The following is an 18604-nucleotide window of genomic DNA, read 5'->3' on the forward strand; positions in this document are numbered from 1 at the left end:
TGAATGGAAAATTTTAATAAACATTCATATAATAACAAGAGATGAACTCTCTCTCGCAAAAGCAGAGAGAGTTTGCCTTGTTGTTAGGATAAAGTAGTGAAGGGCTTACTGCTCATTCATATGGGATAAATGAAGTAATTACATAGAGGTGACAAAAATGGAATTAGTAGAAATTAGACAAGAACTAGAGAAAATGGCTAAGAGATTAGCGGCGTTTAGGGGGTCTCTTTGACCTCGCTGGAAAAGAAAAGCGAATCGCAGAACTAGAAGAAATTATGATGGGAGCAAGCTTTTGGGATGATCAAAAGAGTGCGCAAACAGTCATTAATGAAGCGAATGCGTTAAAAGATATGGTTGGTAAGTTTAACACGCTTAATGAAACGTTTGAAAATCTGGAAGTAACACATGAACTTGTAAAAGAAGAATATGATGAAGAATTGCATGCAGAGCTTGAAACTGAAGTGAAAACTTTATCTGCAGATATGAACGAATACGAACTTCAACTATTACTAAATGAAGAACACGACAAGAATAATGCGATTTTAGAGTTGCACCCAGGTGCAGGTGGAACAGAATCACAAGATTGGGGTTCTATGCTGCTTCGTATGTATACACGCTGGGCGGAAAAACGCGGCTTTAAAGTAGAAACGTTAGATTATCTTCCTGGAGATGAAGCTGGGATTAAAAGCGTTACGTTATTAATTAAAGGACATAATGCTTACGGTTATTTAAAAGCAGAAAAAGGCGTACACCGTCTTGTACGTATTTCACCATTCGATTCATCTGGCCGTCGTCATACATCTTTCGTATCTTGTGAAGTGGTACCAGAGTTTAACGATGATATTGAAATTGAAATACGTACAGAGGATTTAAAAATAGATACGTACCGTGCAAGTGGTGCGGGTGGACAGCATATTAATACGACGGACTCAGCAGTTCGTATTACGCATATTCCAACAAATGTTGTGGTAACATGTCAATCTGAGCGTTCTCAAATTAAAAACCGTGAGCATGCAATGAAAATGTTGAAAGCGAAACTGTACCAACAAAAATTAGAAGAACAACAAGCAGAGCTTGATGAAATTCGTGGTGAGCAAAAAGAAATTGGCTGGGGCAGTCAAATTCGTTCATACGTATTCCATCCATACTCTCTTGTAAAAGATCATCGTACAAATACAGAGATCGGGAATGTGCAAGCAGTTATGGACGGAGAAATTGATGCATTTATTGATGCATACTTACGTTCCCGTATTTCGTAAAAGGATTATTTTTTATTAATAAAAAATGCCAACAGGGAGTTGGCACATACGAGAGAAAATCCGAAGTATACCTTCTATCTAGAGGGAGAGAAAGAGGAGAGAAGTTGTATGGCAACTTCTCTTTTTGGTGGGTGTAGTTGTAGCATACAAGCTGTATATTACTTTGTAAAAAGTAGAAAATAATAAAATGTTGAATGTGATAGAACAAAAAATAGAGTACATTTTAGATACTTTATACTATATAAATACAAATTGAAAAACCGACATAAAAATCTTTCTTTTTAAATGGGCGAGAGCATCTGGCCATGCTTTATTCTGCATAGCAACGATTTATATGTCGAAAAATCAAAATGAATGTATATAGAGAACATTTATGTTTTGCACCCTATCCATTTGTTCACGAAATTGAAACAATTACTGAGAAGCCTTGAGCCTGCAAGAGATTATCCATATTTAGGATAATACTGGGTATGCAGGTAAGTTTTGAAATTGCAGGGAAATCATTATAATGCTATTGAGGGATCAATTAACAGTGGGGAGTGATATAGATGAAAAAGAAATTATTGATGATTGTATTAGGCACATCGTTAGCTCTTACAGTAGGAGCATGTGGAAAAAAGGAAGAAAGTAAACCTTCTAGCCCTGGTCAAGGAGCAAGTGCTGATAGTGCTGAGAAAGTATTCCAAAAAAGCTGCGCAGGTTGCCACGGTAATGACTTACAAGGATTATCTGGACCAGCTTTACAAAAAGTAGGCGGAAAGTACGGGAAAGAAGATATTGAAAAAATTATCACGAAAGGCCGCGGCGCTATGCCAGCTGGTCTAATCCAAGGCGAAGATGCGAAAAAAGTAGCAGAATGGCTAGCAGAGAAGAAGTAAGAAAGAAAAGCGGAGCCGACTGTTTAGGCCTGTTGGCTAAGGTTCTTTCACACAGAAGGTGCTTTTTACCTTCTGGTGTGGAAAGTTCTTAGGCATGAGGGCCTAGGAGGCAGAGCTGGACAAAAAAGAAAAGCGGGAGCTGGACAGAAAGAAAAGCGGAAGCGGCTTGCTCAGAATCGTTTTATGGAATAAATGAGACCTTTTTGTATGAAGGCAGAAGGTCTTATTTGTTTGTGTCATGTCCTATCCTATATTTCGCACTGTGTAACATAACTGTAACAAACTTGTATCCGAATTTAAAACGGAATAATGGTACAATGTAGAGCGTAGTGCCTTTTTGTAGAATTTTGGAGAAAAGTTTTGCATATTTAGATGATGTAATAGTGAAAAAAAGTAGAAACGACCGAAGATTTTAGCAGCTATAGTTAAACATCGAAGAATAGAAAGTGTCGAAAAAATCATTAGTATTGGGTGATAAATAATGATAACAATGACGAATGTTTATAAGGAGTATCCAAATGGCATGAAAGCCGTTAATGGACTCACAGTAAAAATTAAGCAAGGTGAATTCGTATATGTAGTAGGACCGAGTGGAGCCGGGAAATCTACATTTATTAAAATGATGTATCGTGAAGAAAAACCAACCACAGGATCTATTAATATAAATGGTTTGGTAATTGAATCTTTAGCAGAGCGTGACGTACCACATTTCCGTCGTCAGCTAGGCGTAATTTTCCAAGATTTTAAGTTGCTTCCGAAGTTAACTGTATATGAGAATGTTGCGTTTGCCTTAGAAGTAATCGAAGAAGAACGAGAAGTGATTCGTGAGCGTGTTATGGAAGTATTAGCTCTTGTAGGTCTTGAAGAACGTGCTGATTCATTGCCAAGTGAGCTTTCTGGTGGGGAACAACAACGTATTGCAATTGCAAGAGCGATTGTGAATCGTCCGAAAGTTGTAATTGCCGATGAACCAACAGGTAACCTTGATATAGATACAGCGATGGATATTATGAGTATTTTCAAGCGCATTAATGATCGCGGTACAACAATTATTATGGCGACGCATAATGCAGATATTGTAAATACAATTCGTCATCGTGTAATTGCAATTGAAGGTGGAAAAATTGTTCGAGACGAGATTGAGGGAGGATACGGATATGAAGACTAAAACCCTTAGTCGCCATTTACGAGAAGGTATCAAAAATTTATCCCGTAACGGATGGATGACATTTGCTTCTGTAAGTGCAGTAACAGTTACATTACTACTTGTAGGTGTCTTTTTAACAGCGATTATGAATATGAACCATTTTGCAACGAAAGTAGAGCAAGATGTAGAAATTCGTGTACATATTGATCCAGCAGCTAAGAAAGAGGATCAAAAAAAATTAAAAGAAGATATTTCAAAGATTTCGAAAGTCGAGTCTGTTAAATATTCTTCTAAAGACACAGAACTAAAAAAATTGATTAAAAGTTTAGGTGATAGCGGGAAATCATTTGAGCTATTTGAACAAGATAACCCGTTAAAAGATGTATATGTTGTAAAAGCGAAAGAACCAACTGATACAGCTGGTATTGCAAAGAAAATTGGAAAAATGCAATTTGTAAATAAAGTACAATATGGACAAGGCGAAGTAGAAAAATTATTTGATACAGTAAAAGCCGGCCGTAATATTGGGATTATATTAATTGCAGGTCTGTTATTCACAGCGATGTTCTTAATCTCTAATACAATTAAAATTACAATCTATGCACGAAGCACTGAAATTGAAATTATGAAACTTGTTGGAGCAACAAACTGGTTTATTCGTTGGCCATTCTTGTTAGAAGGGTTATTCCTAGGTGCACTAGGTTCAATCATTCCAATTATTATGATTGTGACTTCATATAATTCGCTTCAATCTATGTTTAATGAGCAATTTGCAGGAACAATTTTTGAATTGCTTCCATACAGCCCGTTTGTTTTCGAGCTATCTGCATTGTTAATGCTAATCGGTGCATTAATTGGTATGTGGGGAAGCGTTATGTCAATCCGTCGTTTCTTAAAAGTATAAAGTGTAAAAAGTTGCAAACATATTTCGTACAAGCTTATCATATAGTAGAAATAGATAAAGGCATCGCACAACGTGTGATGCCTTTTCATACACCATTGTGTGTTCGGAAAGGGGAATTCCGCATTGAAACGTAGAGTTGCGATTATAGGAATGGTTGTAGCGTTTTTCATTGGCGCTGGCGGAATGTTTGCGGGTATATATTGGCTTGGTGGCCCTTATATCGCGCAATCTATTACAGGAAAAGATGCCAATGTAAAACAAGCGGATTTGGATAAAATTCGCGAAGCGTATACACTAATTGATTCACGTTATGTTGAGGATGTGAAGGATGACAAGCTAGTTGAAGGAGCTATTCAAGGGATGCTTGCAATGCTGAAAGACCCATACTCTACATACATGGATAAGAAAACAGCAGAGCAATTTGAGCAATCGCTTGATCCAGAACTAGAAGGAATTGGTGCTGAAGTAAATAAAACGGATGAGAAATTAATCATTGTGTCACCAATTAAAGATTCGCCGGCAGAAAAGGCAGGTCTAAAACCGAACGATCAAATTTTAACAGTTGATGGAAATGGTGTGAAAGACTTATCGCGCGAGGAAGCAGTTATGAAAATTCGCGGAAAAAAAGGGACAACAGTTACGCTTGAAGTGAAGCGTTCAGGAGTTACTGATCCGTTAACATTTAAAATTAAGCGTGATAAAATTCCGATTTTCACTGTATTTAGTTCTGTGAAGAAAGAGAATGGAAAGGATATTGGATATATACAAATTACATCATTCTCTGAAAAAACAGCGAAAGAATTTAAAGATCAGTTGAAAGAGCTTGAGAAGAAAAATATACAAGGGCTTGTCATTGATGTGCGCGGAAACCCAGGCGGTTATTTAACAAGTGTTGAAGATATTTTAAAAGTGCTTATGACAGATAAAAAACCAATGCTTCAAGTAGAACAGCGAAATGGTGAGAAGCAAAAGTTCTACACATCGTTAAAAGAGAGAAAACCGTATCCAATCTCTGTATTAGTTGATAAAGGTAGCGCCTCTGCTTCTGAAATTTTAGCAGGAGCGTTAAAAGAAGGAGAAGGCTATTCTCTTATTGGTGAGAAAACATTTGGGAAAGGTACTGTTCAGCAAGCTGTGCCGTTTACAGATGGCAGCAATATTAAATTGACAATGTTTAAGTGGCTAACACCAGAAGGCAACTGGATTCATAAAAAAGGAATTGAGCCGACGGTCGAAGTGAAGCAGCCTGATTACTACCATGCAACGCCAATTCAAATTGAAAAAACGTTGTCTTACAATGATAATGATGAGCAAGTGAAGCATGCACAAGAGATGTTAAAGAGTCTTGGATATGAGCCAGGCCGTGAAGATGGCTATTTTAGTAAAGAAACAGAAGCAGCTGTGAAAGCATTCCAAAATGCAAACAGTATGGATGCAACGGGTAAGCTTGATAAAAAGACAGCAGAGACAATCCAGAATAAAATTGTTGAAAAAATCCGTTCTGGTGAAAATGATCTACAGCTTCAAGCAGCACTAAAATTAATAACGAAATAAGAAAAGCTGCTGGGAAAACCCCGGCAGCTTTTCTTTATAAGTCGCTGCTATGCAGAATACAACATGTTCGCTACTTAAAACCTGGCATGTGGCAGGAAAAGGCCCTGAACGCTCCTATGTGCGGCCAGACGCTCTCGCCCTTCCCTAAAAAAGAAAGGGTTTTTATGTCGTTTTTTCAATTTGTATATATATATATTTTCAATGTGATAAGTACAATGTTCTGTATATTTTTTATGTGTTAAACAAACGTTTGATTAATTATGATAAGATAAAATGAAACGGAGTAAATCTTACATAAGGTAATGTGTACGGAAGAAATGAAATATCTTATAAATGGTGGTGAATCGTTTCGTGGAGAGTTGGTTATCAGAAATTGTGAAGGCAATCGTGCGTTTTTTAATGCATCCTGCTTTGTATGTTTTCTTTATAAGTAGTTTTTTTGTTGGATATTTACGAGTATTACGAGAGCGGAAAGATTTTTCCTTTAAGGTGTATGATGTTTGGTATGAACTACGTACATCTATATTTGCAGGAATTGGTTTAGGAATCATTTTATCATTGATTACAGTTGGAACAGGCCTTGTTGTATCACAAGCAAGTGTGTTTATAATGGCGATTTGGACGGGACTGTTTGCTATCATTGTTCAGTATAGATACTTATCACCTGCATATACGTTAGGGGTTGCCATTGTAGCAGCGATATTATCTTCGAAACTTCCGTATTCCTTCTTACAGCTTCAAGAAGGAGAAGAGAGTAGTATTGTATCATTAGCGATTTTACTTGGCCTCATGTTAGTTGTAGAAGGTTTACTTATTTCTAAAAATGCCACAAACTATTCAACTCCGAAATTGCGAAAAGGAAAACGCAGTTTAAATATTGGATTGCATGAATCAAACAGATTATGGCTGGTACCGTTATTCGTTCTTATACCAGGCGATACTTTAACGCAGTTTGTATCTTGGTGGCCAGTTGTCTCTGTTGGATCACAAAAGTTTTCTTTATTCTTAATTCCGTTTTTAGTTGGATTTACGAGAACGATTAAAAGCTTTGAACCAAAAGAAGCGTTGTTATTTACAGGACGGCGCGTGTTTGGGCTAGCTGCAGTTGTCCTTCTATTAGGAATAGTGAGTTATTGGTGGCATACATTAGCAATTGTAGCTATGGGAGTAGCAATTCTTGGACGGTTGACAATTGCTGTACAAGAGCGTTTGGAAGATGGACGGCGCCCTGCATACTTTTCTTCCCGCGATAATGGTCTAGTTGTACTAGGCACAATTCCAGGTACAGCCGGGGAGGCGCTGGACTTGAAACCAGGGGAAACCATTGTAAAAATGAACGGAGTCGTTCCAACAAATGTGGATGAGTTCTACAATGCGCTGCAATCAAGAACAACAGGTGCTTTTTGTAAAATGGAAGTTGTTGATACGAACGGTGAGCTTCGCCTTGTACAACATGCGATTTATGAAGGGGAGCATCACGAACTTGGGATTGTTTTTGTAGAACAAGAACATCAGTGGGATACGGAAGTTGGCTGATGCCGTTAAAAGAATGGCATATCAAAACGCATCTAAAGTTAGGTGCGTTTTTTTGTGCTATTTTTTCTATGATTTTTTATGTAAATCGTTAATTAATATACGATCGTTTTTAAGAATGTCATTGAAATGTACCGATACATTCTAGTACAGCAAAATAAATTATGCTATGATGTGAACAAATATAAAGCTATCTAACGGAGGGATTAACATGCCGCATGTTGTATTTCGTGGAATTACTACTGAACAATTAAAGGATATAAGTAAACCATTAGTAGAAGAGCTTGCAGAGATTTGTGAGTGTGGTACGGATAATTTTACGTTGGAACTACCAAGTTCTACATTTGTATACAATGGGGAAGAAATAGAAGCGTTTCCTCTTATTGAAGTAAAATGGTTCGAGCGTGGACAGGAAATTCGTGATCGATTTGCCAAGGCCATTACTACATATATAATGGATTTTGGACTTCCAGAAGTAGAGGTTGTATTTACGGTTTTCACAGAGTCAGCTTATTATATTAACGGGAAGCATTGTGCAAATTAGAGCTATTTGAAAGACTTTTGTAACATTCATGAGAGAGTAATGAAAGATTTGTTATGTATGATGAAGTTAAGGTTATTACCCAATATGATGTAATTTCATGAAAATAGGGTATTTTATACATAGGGTTATAAGCTTATATACATAGGAGGTAATCTATTATGATCGTTACAACAACTTCTGTTATTCAAGGAAAAGAAATTGAAGAGTATATTGATATCGTAAACGGAGAAGCAATTATGGGAGCGAATATCGTTCGTGATTTATTTGCTTCTGTTCGTGACGTTGTCGGCGGCCGTTCTGGTGCTTATGAAAGTAAGTTAAAAGAAGCGCGTGATATTGCAATGGAAGAAATGAAGCAGCTTGCAGCACAAAAAGGTGCAAACGCAATTGTTGGCATTGATGTTGATTATGAAGTAGTTCGTGAAGGTATGTTAATGGTAGCTGTAAGCGGAACTGCAGTTAAAGTTCGATAAGAGAATGATTTTTTGAACCCTTCCTCAACTAAGAGGAGGGGTTCCTTTTATATGGGCTTTAAGTTGTCTTTTCAGTAAAATCGTTTAGACTAATAGAGAGGTGAAAACGAATGAAAGAGAAGGTTTCAAGTACGAAATGGTTCGGACTTGCTGTGCAATCTTTATTGGTACTAGCAGATTATGACGGTATTTGCCCTAGTGCAATTATGGCTGAAAAGTTAGGAACAAAGTCACTCTTTTTGAGGAAAATCCTTACTCATTTAGTTAAAGCGGAACTGATTGCAGCGAAAGAAGGACGAGATGGCGGTTATTATTTAGCTAGATCTGCAAATGAAATTACATTAGTAGAAGTTTATGATGCGATAAGAGCAGACCCATATTCAAAAGGATTCCTTGATGTAGATGGGAAAGAGTGTTTTTCTCCTTCGACATGTTCAGCGTTATATGAATTAAGAGATGAAATGGAAAGATGGCTTGTAGATGGACTGGCAAAGAAAAAGCTAGCTGATTTACTTCCGAAAGAATGAATAAAACGGAACTGTAGTTTTCGTTTTATTTTTTATAATTAACTGTTCTTGACAAAGGAACAGTTAAAAGAATATACTGTTCTTAAAATCAGAACAGTTAAGGGGAGAAATATAATGTCTGCAAAAAGATCAGCAACAGAAGAGTATTTGAATAAAATCCATGAGCTTACTACTCATACGGAAGCTCCGAAAGAAATTACGGACACAGATTTCTTTACTATCGCTAAGGAGCGCCAATCTGTACGTCATTATGATTCACATTTTAAAATGGATGAAAAAGATATTCGTGAAATTTTAGAGCTCGCAACTTTAGCTCCGTCATCGTCAAACTTACAATCATGGAGATTTCTTGTTGTGCAAGATGAAGCAGCGAAAGAAGAGTTATTACCAATTGCAAACAATCAACAACAAATTGTAGATGCTTCTATTGTCATTGCTGTTTTAGGAGATAAACAGGCCTATAAGAATGCTGAGAAAATTTACGGAGAAGTAGTGAAAAAAGGAAGAATGACAGAAGAAACGAAGAATTTCTATGTCAATTCAATTGTTGAAAACTATGGAAAATTCTCTAATGAACAAGCTACTCGCGTGGCGATGATTGATGGTGGCTTAGTAGCGATGCAGCTTATGTTAGCCGCAAAAGCAAAAGGTTTTGACACTGTACCAATTGGTGGTTTCCATCCGCAGAAATTTGTAGAAGCTTTTCATGTTCCAGAAAATCTTGAACCTGTCATGTTAATTTGTGTAGGGAAAGCAGTGCAGGCTGGGTTTGAAAAAGTTCGCCTTCCACTTGATGATGTGTTAACGTGGAATAAATTTTAATCGAAAAAAAACGGGGCTGACCCAGGTCAGCCCTCTTTAGTGTGTGCAGAGTGTCTAATGTTGCCTGTGGGTCTTTATACTATGTCGAATCGCCGATATATCAGAGGACAGATGTTTTACATTCTTGAATTTGATGTAGCAACTGCTCGTATTCACTTTCCAGAGCAATCACATCATCGTGACGTCCTGGCATCGAAATGCGTCCGATTACTTCCGTTAATTTTGTTTGCAGACGCAATAGTTCCTGCTCTGTTGGATTGATAGAAGACTGTTCAGTTCGTTTCGTATATTGCTTGTAATTGCCTTGAAAGATCCGCGGTTCGTCTTCATCTAGGTGTAAAATGTGATCAGCAATTTTATGAACAAATGTGCGATCGTGACTAATGAACAACACAGTACCAGGATAATCTTTCAGCATGTGCTCTAGTTCTTCTTGAGTGGCAAGATCTAAATAATTTGTCGGTTCATCAAGAAGAAGCATATTGTAGTCTCCTAAGAAGATTTTTGCTAGTGCGACCTTTACACGTTCGCCGCCGCTTAATACGTTTACTTGTTTATACACATCTTCTCTTCGAAATAGTAGGCGAGCAAGGATTGTTCGTACAAAAGCTTCGTCATAACGCGTTTCTTCCATCACGTTTTGTAAAATGGTTTTGTCTTTTTGCAGAATGGCTAATGTTTGTTCAAAATAACCAATTTTACAGCTTTTTGAAAGCTGAATTCCTCGTTCCTTTGCTTGAATCAGATAAAATAGCGTTGTTTTTCCACTTCCATTTTTTCCGAGAATAGCAAGCTTTGCACCTGGAGCTATACTTCCGTTTATATTGTGAAAGAGGGTGCGGTTGCTGATTTTTTTCGTAATTTTATTAAATTTCACAGCTGTTTTACTATGAATGGGTGCATGGTATTGTACATCAAACTTTGTATGCACAATTTCTTTTGGTTTTTCTTTCTTTTCTAGTTGTTCTAATCTTGTTTCTAGTGCTTTTGCGGCTTTTTGAACATTGCCTTGGCTATAAGCTGCTCCCGATTTATATAGCCTAGATTCAGAAGAACTAAAACTTGAACGAATTTTTGTCATACCGGAAGCTCGCTGTAGTCTGCTGGCGATTGCTGTTTCTAAGCGCTGTTTTTCTTTCGTATACTTTTCATATTCCGCTTGCTGGTGCTGCCTTTGCTGACCTTTTTGCCCCCGGTAGTTTGTGTAATTTCCTTTATATTCCCGAACGGTACCGTCTTCAATCTCGATTATCTTTGTACAAATGGCATCTAATAAGGCGCGGTCATGGGAAATTAAAATAATTGCTCCTTTATAAGATAGTAATGCCTGCTCTAGTTGTTCTGTGCCATGCATATCGAGATGACTTGTTGGTTCATCAGCAAATAAGATAGATGCTTCTTGTTCAAGAGCATGAGCAATTTTTAAACGCCCGCGTTCGCCGCCGCTCATATTCGTTGTGACGTGAGAAATACCCCATTGTCCTTTTGCAATAGAAGAGGCTGTTTCCAATGTCTCCTCATGGAATTGTGGAATGATAGCGATCGAACCGTAATGAGTAATTGTTCCGCCATCAGGTTCTATTTCTTTACTTAATATTTGTAATAGCGTTGATTTTCCGGCGCCGTTTACACCGACAATTCCAATGCGATCATGGGCGTGGATATCAAGTGCTTGTAACGTAAATAAAGTGCGGTCACCAAAGCTTTTTTCAATGTTTCGTGCTGTTAAAATGGTCATAAAAAACCCTCCCTAGTTTCACTAGAGAGGATAGATTTCACCCGTAGCATGTAAAAAAGAGATGCACAAAAAACTGTACACGTATTTTTTACATGTTCCTGTCAAAAGAAAGTTATCGACAAAAGGGCAGACTAATCCTCTTCTAGTTTTCATCATTTTGTTTCACTATTTGTGATGGATGAATAAAAAAGAGAATTAGAACTTCATTGGCCGATGTACCTTCCTTTCATAATTTCACCTTTATTGTATGAATTTGGATGTTAGTTTGTCAAATCATTCTGTTAATTTTTCTTAAAAATTTGATTATATAGTTTTGCCTTTTCGATTGTTTCTTTGTCATTCACAATCTCTCCTGGTGCATTGGCAGATCCAATTATATAACCTTCAAAGGAAGCATCGACAAAATCAAAAATGTACTGGAACTGTGCAATGAGCGGAAGCGCTTTTAATTTTGGATTGTCGCCGCCGACAATGACAACATACATTTTCTTATCTTTCATACGTTCTTTAAAATGAAGGGAGGCATCTCGTAAGCTTTGCGACCAACGATCGACAAAGTTTTTCATATATCCGCTCATCCCGTACCAATAAAGCGGCGTTGCGAAGACAATAGTATCATGCTCAAGCATTCGTTTGACGATGCCCTCGTAATCATCATCAATTGGTTGAAAGCCCTCGGCATCGTGACGCTGGTCTGTAATGGGCTTGATGGTATGATTGCGTAAATATACTTCTTCCGTTTGGACGCCTTCTAACAGCATATGCGTTAATTGTTCTGTATTCCCATTTGAACGTGAACTGCCGTGTAAAACGAACATCGTATATCAATTCCTTTCTTTTAACAACTTAATGTGTTTTTGTAAATTCGCCTCGATATGAGAAAGTAACGAAATCTGCTTTTTTACTTCCGCAAGCTTATCCTCGTAAAGTGTGATGATACTGCTGCACGGGTTATCGTATAAGTGCGGCTCTATTTCTAAACAACGCAATATTCTAGCGGTTTCTTCTAAATTTAGCCCAAGCTGCAAATACATTTGAATGAGCTTTACTTGTTCAATCGTCGTCTCATCAAAATCACGATAGTCATTTGCAAGTCGTTTTGAAGTCAATAAGCCTTTTTCCTCATAATGCCGTAATGAACGTTCGCTTACGCCTGTACGTTTCGATAATTCTCCGATGCGCAAATCTATCACTCCTTCTTTTCTTATTTTAAACCTTCACATTAGTGTAAAGGTCAACGCTGCTGATTCGCAAAGTTTTGCACATGATCTAAAAATACTTGAATCGCTTTAGAAGGAATAAAATATTTTCCCCGTACAATGGAGAACGGGCGCATGAGCTTTTCGTTTGGCACAGGGATGTGACATACTTCACCAGCTTGCAATTCCTTACGTACTGTCCAGTCTGATAAAATGGCAATTCCGAGTCCGGCCGCAACGGCTTCTTTTACACTTTGAATGCTGCTAAATGTGAAGTAACGCTTCATTTTTAAATGATGGTCGTGAATAAAGCGGTCGCTGTAAGCCCTTGTTCCTGAACCGGTTTCGCGGAGCACCCATATTTGATCTTGCAGCATGTTTGTCTGAATTGGGTTTGTCATCGTCAGAGGATGATTTGGCGGAACGACAAGCTTCATTTCATCCTCCATAAATGATTCTACGTCTACATCTGTGTAGATGACTTGCCCTTCTACTAGGCCAATATCTAGCTGATTTGAGCGAACTCCTTGTAATACCTCTTCTGTATTCGAGATAAAGGTATGAACTTCAACGCGTGGATGTTCCTTTGCATAGTTTGCTAATATTTTAGGAAGAAGATATTCTCCAATTGTAAAACTAGCGCCAATACGCAGCGTCCCCGTAACGATATTATGAAGTTCATTAATTTCTTGTTTTGCTTCTTCGTACAGTGTAAGCATTTGTTTTGCATGTATGTATAAAATGTTTCCTGCTTCTGTGACTTGGACATGTTTCGGTGAGCGCTGAATGAGCGTTGTGTCGAATTCATTTTCTAAATTGCGAATGTGCATGCTTACCCCTGGCTGGGAAAGATTCAGCATTTCGGCAGCTCTTGAAAAATGTTTTTGCTCTACGACTGTTACAAAAATTTTTAAAATGTCGGTGTTTATGAGACTCATTCCTTTCGTTTTTTAAATTTTATCGTAACTACTTAGCCATACATTTCATTTAGAAATTTGGTAAGGGGTATGATTCCAGTGAAAATACGCCTCTTATTACCTATAGAAAGTTATGTTCATTTTTCAGCATATAGATTGCTGTTATGAAGATAAAAATAGACATACACCTTGCTGCCTTTCTTTGTTTTCAAACTTTGCGCGTGGCAGGAAAAGGCCCTGACCGCTCCTATACATAGCCAGTCCCTCCCTGGCCATTTAAAATAATGCCTTTCTGCCTTTTTTTCATAGAGTGACTGAGTAGTTACATTCTATCATAAGTTTTCTTGATGATTTAAATAGCATATTAGTATTAAACTTATGATTAAAATGCTCTTATAATGAAAGTAGAACGAACATGCATGTTACAAGATAGTTATTGGAGTGGTACAAAGTGAATCAAATGATAGCCTTACAAAAGGAGAAGCGTTTCGGATTCGCGCAGGGCATTGGGATTACGTTACTTATTGCTATTGTTGCAAAATACTTGGCGCAGCTTCCATTTTTAAGTATTATGGGCCAATTAGTAATTGCTATTCTAATCGGAATGATATGGAGAGCGGCAATTGGTGTACCGAATCAAGCGATTGCAGGAACGAATTTTTCGAGTAAAAAACTACTGCGTCTAGGGATTATATTACTCGGTATGCGATTAAATTTAGTTGATATTGCGAAGGCTGGTCCAAAGGTATTGGTCATGGCCGCAATTGTCATTACATTTACGCTTACTGTTGTATATGCATTAACGCGTTTTTGTAAAGTAGAGAAGAAACTTGGCATTTTAACGGCATGCGGAACAGCGATTTGCGGGGCGGCAGCTGTTGTGGCAATTGGACCGCAAGTAAAAGCAAAGGATGAAGAGGTCGCAGTTAGTGCAGCGATCGTTGCGATTTTAGGAACAATTTTCACATTAGCATATACATTGCTGTATCCTGTGCTTCATTTGTCTCCGTATGGATATGGTGTTTTTTCTGGGGCAACATTGCATGAAATTGCTCATGTCATTGCAGCAGCAGCACCTGGTGGAAGTCAATCGGTTGATATTGCGGTAATTATGAAGTTAACGCGCGTTGCCTTTCTTGTACCTGTGGCCATTTTAATTGGCATATGGTTTCAGCGTGGAGAAGAAACGGGACAAAAAAAATCTTGGCGTGACATTCCGATTCCGTGGTTTATTTTTGGTTTCTTAGCAGTGAGTGCGTTTCATTCATTAGGAATTGTACCTGAAAAAATCGCAAGCGATATCGTTGTTATTTCTTATATGCTTATGGCTATGGCCATGGCTGGGCTTGGCTTAAATGTAGAATTTAAGACATTTCGTAAGCTAGGAACGAAAGCATTTATTGCAGGGCTCATTGGATCGGTATTACTTTCTGTTCTTGGGTATACGCTTTTGTATGTGTTGCATTTTGTGTAGAGGACTTGCTGGGCAAGTCCTTTTTTATTGGGGATTTTGTAAAGATATCTTTACTTGTTCTGGAAAATATTTATAATAAAAGTAAAGATATCTTTACTTTTTGAGGGTGGGTTCTATGGGGGTACAAAACAGAATTAAAGAATTAAGAAAGAAAAATCATATTACGCAAGTTGAGATGGCAAAAGCAATGCAAGTGACGCGTCAAACAATTGTTGCGATTGAAAATCATCATTACAATCCGAGTTTGGAGTTGTCATTAAAGATTGCGAAGTATTTTAAGATGAGTGTGGAGGAGATTTTTACGTTGGAATAGGGGGAATTGAATCATGAAAAGACGAGTCGATGAATACGAATGGCACATAACAGGAAAAGCTTCTAGATACACCTTTATGTTTTACAGTACATGCTTATTAATTTGGACATTTTATGACATGATAACGAAAGGGAAAACAGGTTGGGAGTTTCCAATTATGGCAACTGGTAGTGCAATCTTTTTTGCGATTTGTGCATGGGAGAAACGAAAGCTTAAAAATCTTGAAGATGATGAATAAGAATGATTTCGATAAGAGCTGTTTACATGAAGATGTAAACGGCTCTTTTTTATAAAACCTCTTGAAACTAACGTTACGTCACCTTTTATAATGAAAACGAGAGGGTGATGGAAATGATTTCTATTCAACAGTTAACGAAGGAAACAAGTGTTACAGTAAGGACGCTTCGGTATTATGATCAGATCGGTTTGTTAGAGCCGAGCGGAAAGACGGAAGGCGGGCACCGATTATATAGTGAACGTGATGTATGGAAATTGCAGCAGATATTGTTTTTAAAAGAAATGGGATTCCCTTTAAAAGAAATTATGAATATGTTAGAAACAGAGCGTGTAAATGTTAAAGAGTTTTTGCAACAGCAATTGTTGTTCGTAAGAGAAGAGCAGCAGAAGTTTTCACGTATGGAGAAAATGCTGCAAGCTGTCTTGTATTCTAATGAGCTAGAAGGAGAGCTGAATTGGGATATGATGTTTGAGCTTATGCAGCTCTCCCAGCAGTCCCCGCGAATGCGCCAGCTATTTCAGCAACAAGTATTTTCACAGGAAGAAGAACATTTGCTTAAAAATTTGCCAAACATGAGTGAGCAAAATGCAGAAGTGCAAGAGTGGATTATTTTATTAAAGCGAATGCGGCAACTCATGCAGAAGAAAAAAGCACCAAGTGATGCGGAAGTACAAGGAATTACTGGAATCATTTTAGAAAAATGCAGGGAGATGGCAAACGGTGATGAAGCGTTTTTAGATAAATTGTGGGAAGTACGTAAATCAAAAGAAGAGTCGAAAAGGATGAATATGTATCCAATTGAAGAAGAGCTTTTGCAGTATATGGATACGGCTTTTGAAGTGTATATAGAAGGAGAGGAGAAATAATGAATATACTAATCGAGTATCGCTGGGCATTTTTAATTGGCGCTGAAATTGTGTTTTGGAGTGCAGTGATTAGTTTCTTTTTGTTAAGGTATGCCTTTCAACTGCATAAAGCAAGTTTCATTGTAGGGATTGTATTATTGTTAAATGAATTATTTATTTTAACGTTAGGTGTCGTTGATTATTATGAAACAGGGAAGTTTTCTCAATTTCAAATTATTATCGTCATCATCTTATTGTATGCTGTTTTTTATGGAAAGAAAGATTTAAGGAAGCTAGATTTACGTATACAACGAATGATTGCAAAGTGGCGGGGAGAAGCACTGCCAATGACACAAGAGGAAGTAGAATTAACAGGCTGGGCATATACGAAGCAAGAGTTGTTACATTGGGGGATTCACTTTATTGTATTTGCGGGTGTGCACATTGTGTTTTTCTTTCTGTATGGATTAGTACCACTTGAAAACATATCAAGTTTGGATGCTGATATATTTTTAAATGAAACTGTGAATCGTGTAAGTAAAGTGTGGAGAATCGTTTTCGGTGTAGATACGCTTATTACTCTTTCTTACGTTATCTTTCCGAAAAAGAAAAAAGAAGTGTTGTCTCGTTAAAGACAACACTTCTTTTTATTAGGCAACGTCTTCTTTTTGCTCATTTTTCAGCGTACTATTTTTATAACCGTAGCTGAAATATACAACTAATCCGATAATTAACCAAACGACAAAGCCGATCCATGTTGTTGCAGGAAGTTGTAATGTTAAGTATCCGCAGAATAGAATTGCTAATATCGGAACCAATGGTACGAATGGTACTTTAAAAGCACGCGGCAACTCTGGTTGTTTTTTTCGTAAGATGATAACGCCGATTGATACAACGATGAATGCGAATAATGTACCGATGTTTGTTAGCTCTGCTAGCTTGTCCAATGGAACAAATCCAGAAAAGAAAGCAACCATAGCTGCTGTAATCCAGCTGTTCATAACAGGTGTTTGCGTTTTTTGATTTACGCGAGAAAATGCTTTTGGTAGTAAGCCATCACGGCTCATTGCATAAAATAAACGAGTTTGTCCATATAGCATAACGAGTAATACTGTTGTAATCCCAGCAATTGCTCCTAAAGAGATAAGTCCAGCAATCCAATCTTGATGAATATATTGCAAAGCATATGCAACAGGGTTCTTTACGTTTAATTGGTTGTAGGGAACGATTCCTGTCAATACTAATGAAACAACGATATATAAGATTGTGCAGATTGCTAAGGAAGCAATAATACCAATTGGCATATTACGCTGTGGATTTTTTACTTCTTCAGCAGCTGTTGATACAGCGTCAAATCCGATATAAGCAAAGAATACAGTTGCTGCTCCAGTTGTTACGCCAGAGAAGCCAAATGGCATGAATGGCGTCCAGTTCTCGGGTTTTACATAGAAAGCACCAACGCCGATGAATAGAAGAACAACAAAAATTTTGATAGCTACCATAATGGCATTGAAGCGAGCTGATTTTTTTGCGCCTCTTGTTAATAACAATGTCATGATAAAAATGATACAAATTGCTGGTACGTCTACGTATGTGCCAGCTGCAGGATTATAAGCGCTGGTTAAAGCGTGAGGCAATTTAATACCAAATCCAGCTAATAATCCTTGGAAATATCCTGACCAACCAGATGCAACGGCTGAAGATGCCAATCCGTATTCTAGAATTAAGTCCCAACCTAAAATCCAAGCAATGATTTCTCCAAATGTTGCATAGCTGTAAGTGTAAGCACTACCTGATACCGGTACAGTTGAAGCAAATTCGGAATAACATAATGCCGCAAATACACAGGCTAAACCGGATAAAATAAACGATAAAATAAGTGCTGGTCCTGCATGTTTTGCTGCTGCAACGCCGGTAAGAACGAAGATGCCTGTTCCAATAATAGCGCCGACTCCTAACATTGTTAAATCAAATGCACCTAGCTCCTTTTTTAAAGAAGCGCCTTTCTGCTGCGATTGCGCTAGCAGTGCAGAAATCGATTTTTTTCGAAATAGATCCATATAAGCTCCCTCACCCTCTAGTTGTTGTAATATTCTGAACTTTACGTTCGATTTGTCGTATAATGTCGAATCTTTAAACGTATTGTAATATGAAAAGTGGGTGTTGTAAATATTAATTTTTTAGAAAATTCTACCTATACAAAAAATAATTCGTTGTCGAATTGTTTATCGAATATTTG

The 18604-nt window shown here is 37.6% G+C and carries 20 protein-coding genes; 15 read left to right on the forward strand and 5 right to left on the reverse strand.

Annotation, left to right across the window (positions count from 1 at the left end; all coding sequences use genetic code 11):
- Positions 1-157: 157 nt before the first annotated feature.
- From prfB to ACIGHG_RS08310, 10 genes are all read left to right on the forward strand, one after another.
- Positions 158-1259 (forward strand): peptide chain release factor 2 gene (gene prfB, locus ACIGHG_RS08265; protein ID WP_336471983.1). Its coding sequence is split into 2 segments (ribosomal slippage): positions 158-229 and positions 231-1259, totalling 1101 coding nucleotides; the frame shifts between segments, so codons are not numbered across the junction.
- A gap of 548 nt (positions 1260-1807) precedes the next feature.
- The gene (cccB, locus tag ACIGHG_RS08270; RefSeq protein ID WP_336471984.1) at positions 1808-2137 is read left to right on the forward strand and encodes a cytochrome c551; all 330 of its coding nucleotides are present in this window, start codon (positions 1808-1810) and stop codon (positions 2135-2137) included.
- Positions 2138-2618: 481 nt separating this feature from the next.
- Positions 2619-3305, forward strand: a complete 687-nt coding sequence (gene ftsE, locus ACIGHG_RS08275; RefSeq protein ID WP_090920293.1) for a cell division ATP-binding protein FtsE — start codon at positions 2619-2621, stop codon at positions 3303-3305.
- Positions 3295-4188 (forward strand): permease-like cell division protein FtsX, encoded by an 894-nt coding sequence (gene ftsX, locus ACIGHG_RS08280; RefSeq protein WP_090920296.1) that lies wholly within the window; start codon positions 3295-3297, stop codon positions 4186-4188. The genes ftsE and ftsX overlap by 11 nt, the downstream gene beginning before the upstream one ends.
- A gap of 123 nt (positions 4189-4311) precedes the next feature.
- Positions 4312-5742 carry a S41 family peptidase gene (locus ACIGHG_RS08285; protein WP_396548003.1) on the forward strand — a complete coding sequence of 477 codons (1431 nt, stop codon included), beginning with the start codon at positions 4312-4314 and terminating at the stop codon, positions 5740-5742.
- A gap of 333 nt (positions 5743-6075) precedes the next feature.
- Entirely contained in the window at positions 6076-7278 is a 1203-nt protein-coding gene (locus ACIGHG_RS08290) for a PDZ domain-containing protein (RefSeq protein ID WP_336471986.1), read from the forward strand.
- 208 nt (positions 7279-7486) lie between these two features.
- Positions 7487-7819: a DUF1904 family protein gene (locus tag ACIGHG_RS08295; protein ID WP_336471987.1), complete on the forward strand. Its 333-nt coding sequence runs from the start codon at positions 7487-7489 to the stop codon at positions 7817-7819.
- Between the two features lie 158 nt (positions 7820-7977).
- On the forward strand, positions 7978-8292 hold the full coding sequence (locus ACIGHG_RS08300; RefSeq protein ID WP_090915904.1) for a heavy metal-binding domain-containing protein: 315 nt from the start codon (positions 7978-7980) through the stop codon (positions 8290-8292).
- A 110-nt stretch (positions 8293-8402) separates the two neighbouring features.
- Positions 8403-8819: an RrF2 family transcriptional regulator gene (locus ACIGHG_RS08305; RefSeq protein ID WP_336471988.1), complete on the forward strand. Its 417-nt coding sequence runs from the start codon at positions 8403-8405 to the stop codon at positions 8817-8819.
- Between the two features lie 114 nt (positions 8820-8933).
- Entirely contained in the window at positions 8934-9641 is a 708-nt protein-coding gene (locus ACIGHG_RS08310) for a nitroreductase family protein (protein ID WP_090915908.1), read from the forward strand.
- A 100-nt stretch (positions 9642-9741) separates the two neighbouring features.
- Here ACIGHG_RS08310 and abc-f read toward each other — a convergent pair whose 3' ends face one another.
- The 4 genes from abc-f to ACIGHG_RS08330 all read right to left on the reverse strand — a co-directional run bounded on the left by abc-f (position 9742) and on the right by ACIGHG_RS08330 (position 13507).
- On the reverse strand, positions 9742-11379 hold the full coding sequence (gene abc-f, locus ACIGHG_RS08315) for a ribosomal protection-like ABC-F family protein (protein WP_396548007.1): 1638 nt from the start codon (positions 11377-11379) through the stop codon (positions 9742-9744).
- Positions 11380-11660: 281 nt separating this feature from the next.
- On the reverse strand, positions 11661-12197 hold the full coding sequence (locus ACIGHG_RS08320; RefSeq protein ID WP_396548009.1) for a flavodoxin family protein: 537 nt from the start codon (positions 12195-12197) through the stop codon (positions 11661-11663).
- Between the two features lie 6 nt (positions 12198-12203).
- Positions 12204-12563, reverse strand: coding sequence for a MerR family transcriptional regulator (locus tag ACIGHG_RS08325; protein ID WP_090915914.1), 360 nt, complete (start codon positions 12561-12563; stop codon positions 12204-12206).
- Positions 12564-12613: 50 nt separating this feature from the next.
- Complete coding sequence (locus tag ACIGHG_RS08330) at positions 12614-13507, reverse strand: LysR family transcriptional regulator (protein WP_396548069.1); 894 nt, start codon at positions 13505-13507, stop codon at positions 12614-12616.
- Positions 13508-13955: 448 nt separating this feature from the next.
- Here ACIGHG_RS08330 and ACIGHG_RS08335 point away from each other — a divergent pair, with 448 nt between their 5' ends.
- The 5 genes from ACIGHG_RS08335 (at position 13956) to ACIGHG_RS08355 (ending at position 16997) form a co-directional block, all read left to right on the forward strand.
- A complete protein-coding gene (locus ACIGHG_RS08335; RefSeq protein WP_396548071.1) occupies positions 13956-14969 on the forward strand; it encodes a YeiH family protein in 1014 nt (337 codons plus the stop codon).
- A gap of 115 nt (positions 14970-15084) precedes the next feature.
- Positions 15085-15282, forward strand: a complete 198-nt coding sequence (locus ACIGHG_RS08340; protein ID WP_336471993.1) for a helix-turn-helix transcriptional regulator — start codon at positions 15085-15087, stop codon at positions 15280-15282.
- Between the two features lie 13 nt (positions 15283-15295).
- Positions 15296-15520, forward strand: a complete 225-nt coding sequence (locus ACIGHG_RS08345) for a hypothetical protein (protein WP_336471994.1) — start codon at positions 15296-15298, stop codon at positions 15518-15520.
- 107 nt (positions 15521-15627) lie between these two features.
- On the forward strand, positions 15628-16386 hold the full coding sequence (locus ACIGHG_RS08350; RefSeq protein WP_336471995.1) for a MerR family transcriptional regulator: 759 nt from the start codon (positions 15628-15630) through the stop codon (positions 16384-16386).
- Entirely contained in the window at positions 16386-16997 is a 612-nt protein-coding gene (locus tag ACIGHG_RS08355) for a hypothetical protein (protein WP_396548012.1), read from the forward strand. The genes ACIGHG_RS08350 and ACIGHG_RS08355 overlap by 1 nt, the downstream gene beginning before the upstream one ends.
- An 18-nt stretch (positions 16998-17015) precedes the next feature.
- On the opposite strand, the gene bcaP is transcribed toward ACIGHG_RS08355, so the two are convergent.
- Positions 17016-18425, reverse strand: coding sequence for a branched-chain amino acid transporter BcaP (bcaP, locus tag ACIGHG_RS08360; protein ID WP_336471997.1), 1410 nt, complete (start codon positions 18423-18425; stop codon positions 17016-17018).
- Positions 18426-18604: the final 179 nt, after the last annotated feature.

This window comes from Bacillus sp. NPDC077411 (genome assembly GCF_044543425.1).
GTDB lineage: Bacteria > Bacillota > Bacilli > Bacillales > Bacillaceae_G > Bacillus_A > Bacillus_A bruguierae.

Coding starts and splice junctions, on each gene's coding strand:
- ACIGHG_RS08300 (WP_090915904.1), top strand. CDS start 7,978: ATGATCGTTACAACAACTTCTGTTATTCAAGGAAAAGAAATTGAAGAG.
- ftsX (WP_090920296.1), top strand. CDS start 3,295: ATGAAGACTAAAACCCTTAGTCGCCATTTACGAGAAGGTATCAAAAAT.
- ACIGHG_RS08320 (WP_396548009.1), bottom strand. CDS start 12,197: ATGTTCGTTTTACACGGCAGTTCACGTTCAAATGGGAATACAGAACAA.
- ACIGHG_RS08310 (WP_090915908.1), top strand. CDS start 8,934: ATGTCTGCAAAAAGATCAGCAACAGAAGAGTATTTGAATAAAATCCAT.
- ACIGHG_RS08345 (WP_336471994.1), top strand. CDS start 15,296: ATGAAAAGACGAGTCGATGAATACGAATGGCACATAACAGGAAAAGCT.
- cccB (WP_336471984.1), top strand. CDS start 1,808: ATGAAAAAGAAATTATTGATGATTGTATTAGGCACATCGTTAGCTCTT.
- ACIGHG_RS08305 (WP_336471988.1), top strand. CDS start 8,403: ATGAAAGAGAAGGTTTCAAGTACGAAATGGTTCGGACTTGCTGTGCAA.
- ACIGHG_RS08290 (WP_336471986.1), top strand. CDS start 6,076: ATGGTGGTGAATCGTTTCGTGGAGAGTTGGTTATCAGAAATTGTGAAG.
- ACIGHG_RS08350 (WP_336471995.1), top strand. CDS start 15,628: ATGGAAATGATTTCTATTCAACAGTTAACGAAGGAAACAAGTGTTACA.
- bcaP (WP_336471997.1), bottom strand. CDS start 18,425: ATGGATCTATTTCGAAAAAAATCGATTTCTGCACTGCTAGCGCAATCG.
- ACIGHG_RS08295 (WP_336471987.1), top strand. CDS start 7,487: ATGCCGCATGTTGTATTTCGTGGAATTACTACTGAACAATTAAAGGAT.
- ACIGHG_RS08335 (WP_396548071.1), top strand. CDS start 13,956: ATGATAGCCTTACAAAAGGAGAAGCGTTTCGGATTCGCGCAGGGCATT.
- ftsE (WP_090920293.1), top strand. CDS start 2,619: ATGATAACAATGACGAATGTTTATAAGGAGTATCCAAATGGCATGAAA.
- ACIGHG_RS08340 (WP_336471993.1), top strand. CDS start 15,085: ATGGGGGTACAAAACAGAATTAAAGAATTAAGAAAGAAAAATCATATT.
- ACIGHG_RS08355 (WP_396548012.1), top strand. CDS start 16,386: ATGAATATACTAATCGAGTATCGCTGGGCATTTTTAATTGGCGCTGAA.
- abc-f (WP_396548007.1), bottom strand. CDS start 11,379: ATGACCATTTTAACAGCACGAAACATTGAAAAAAGCTTTGGTGACCGC.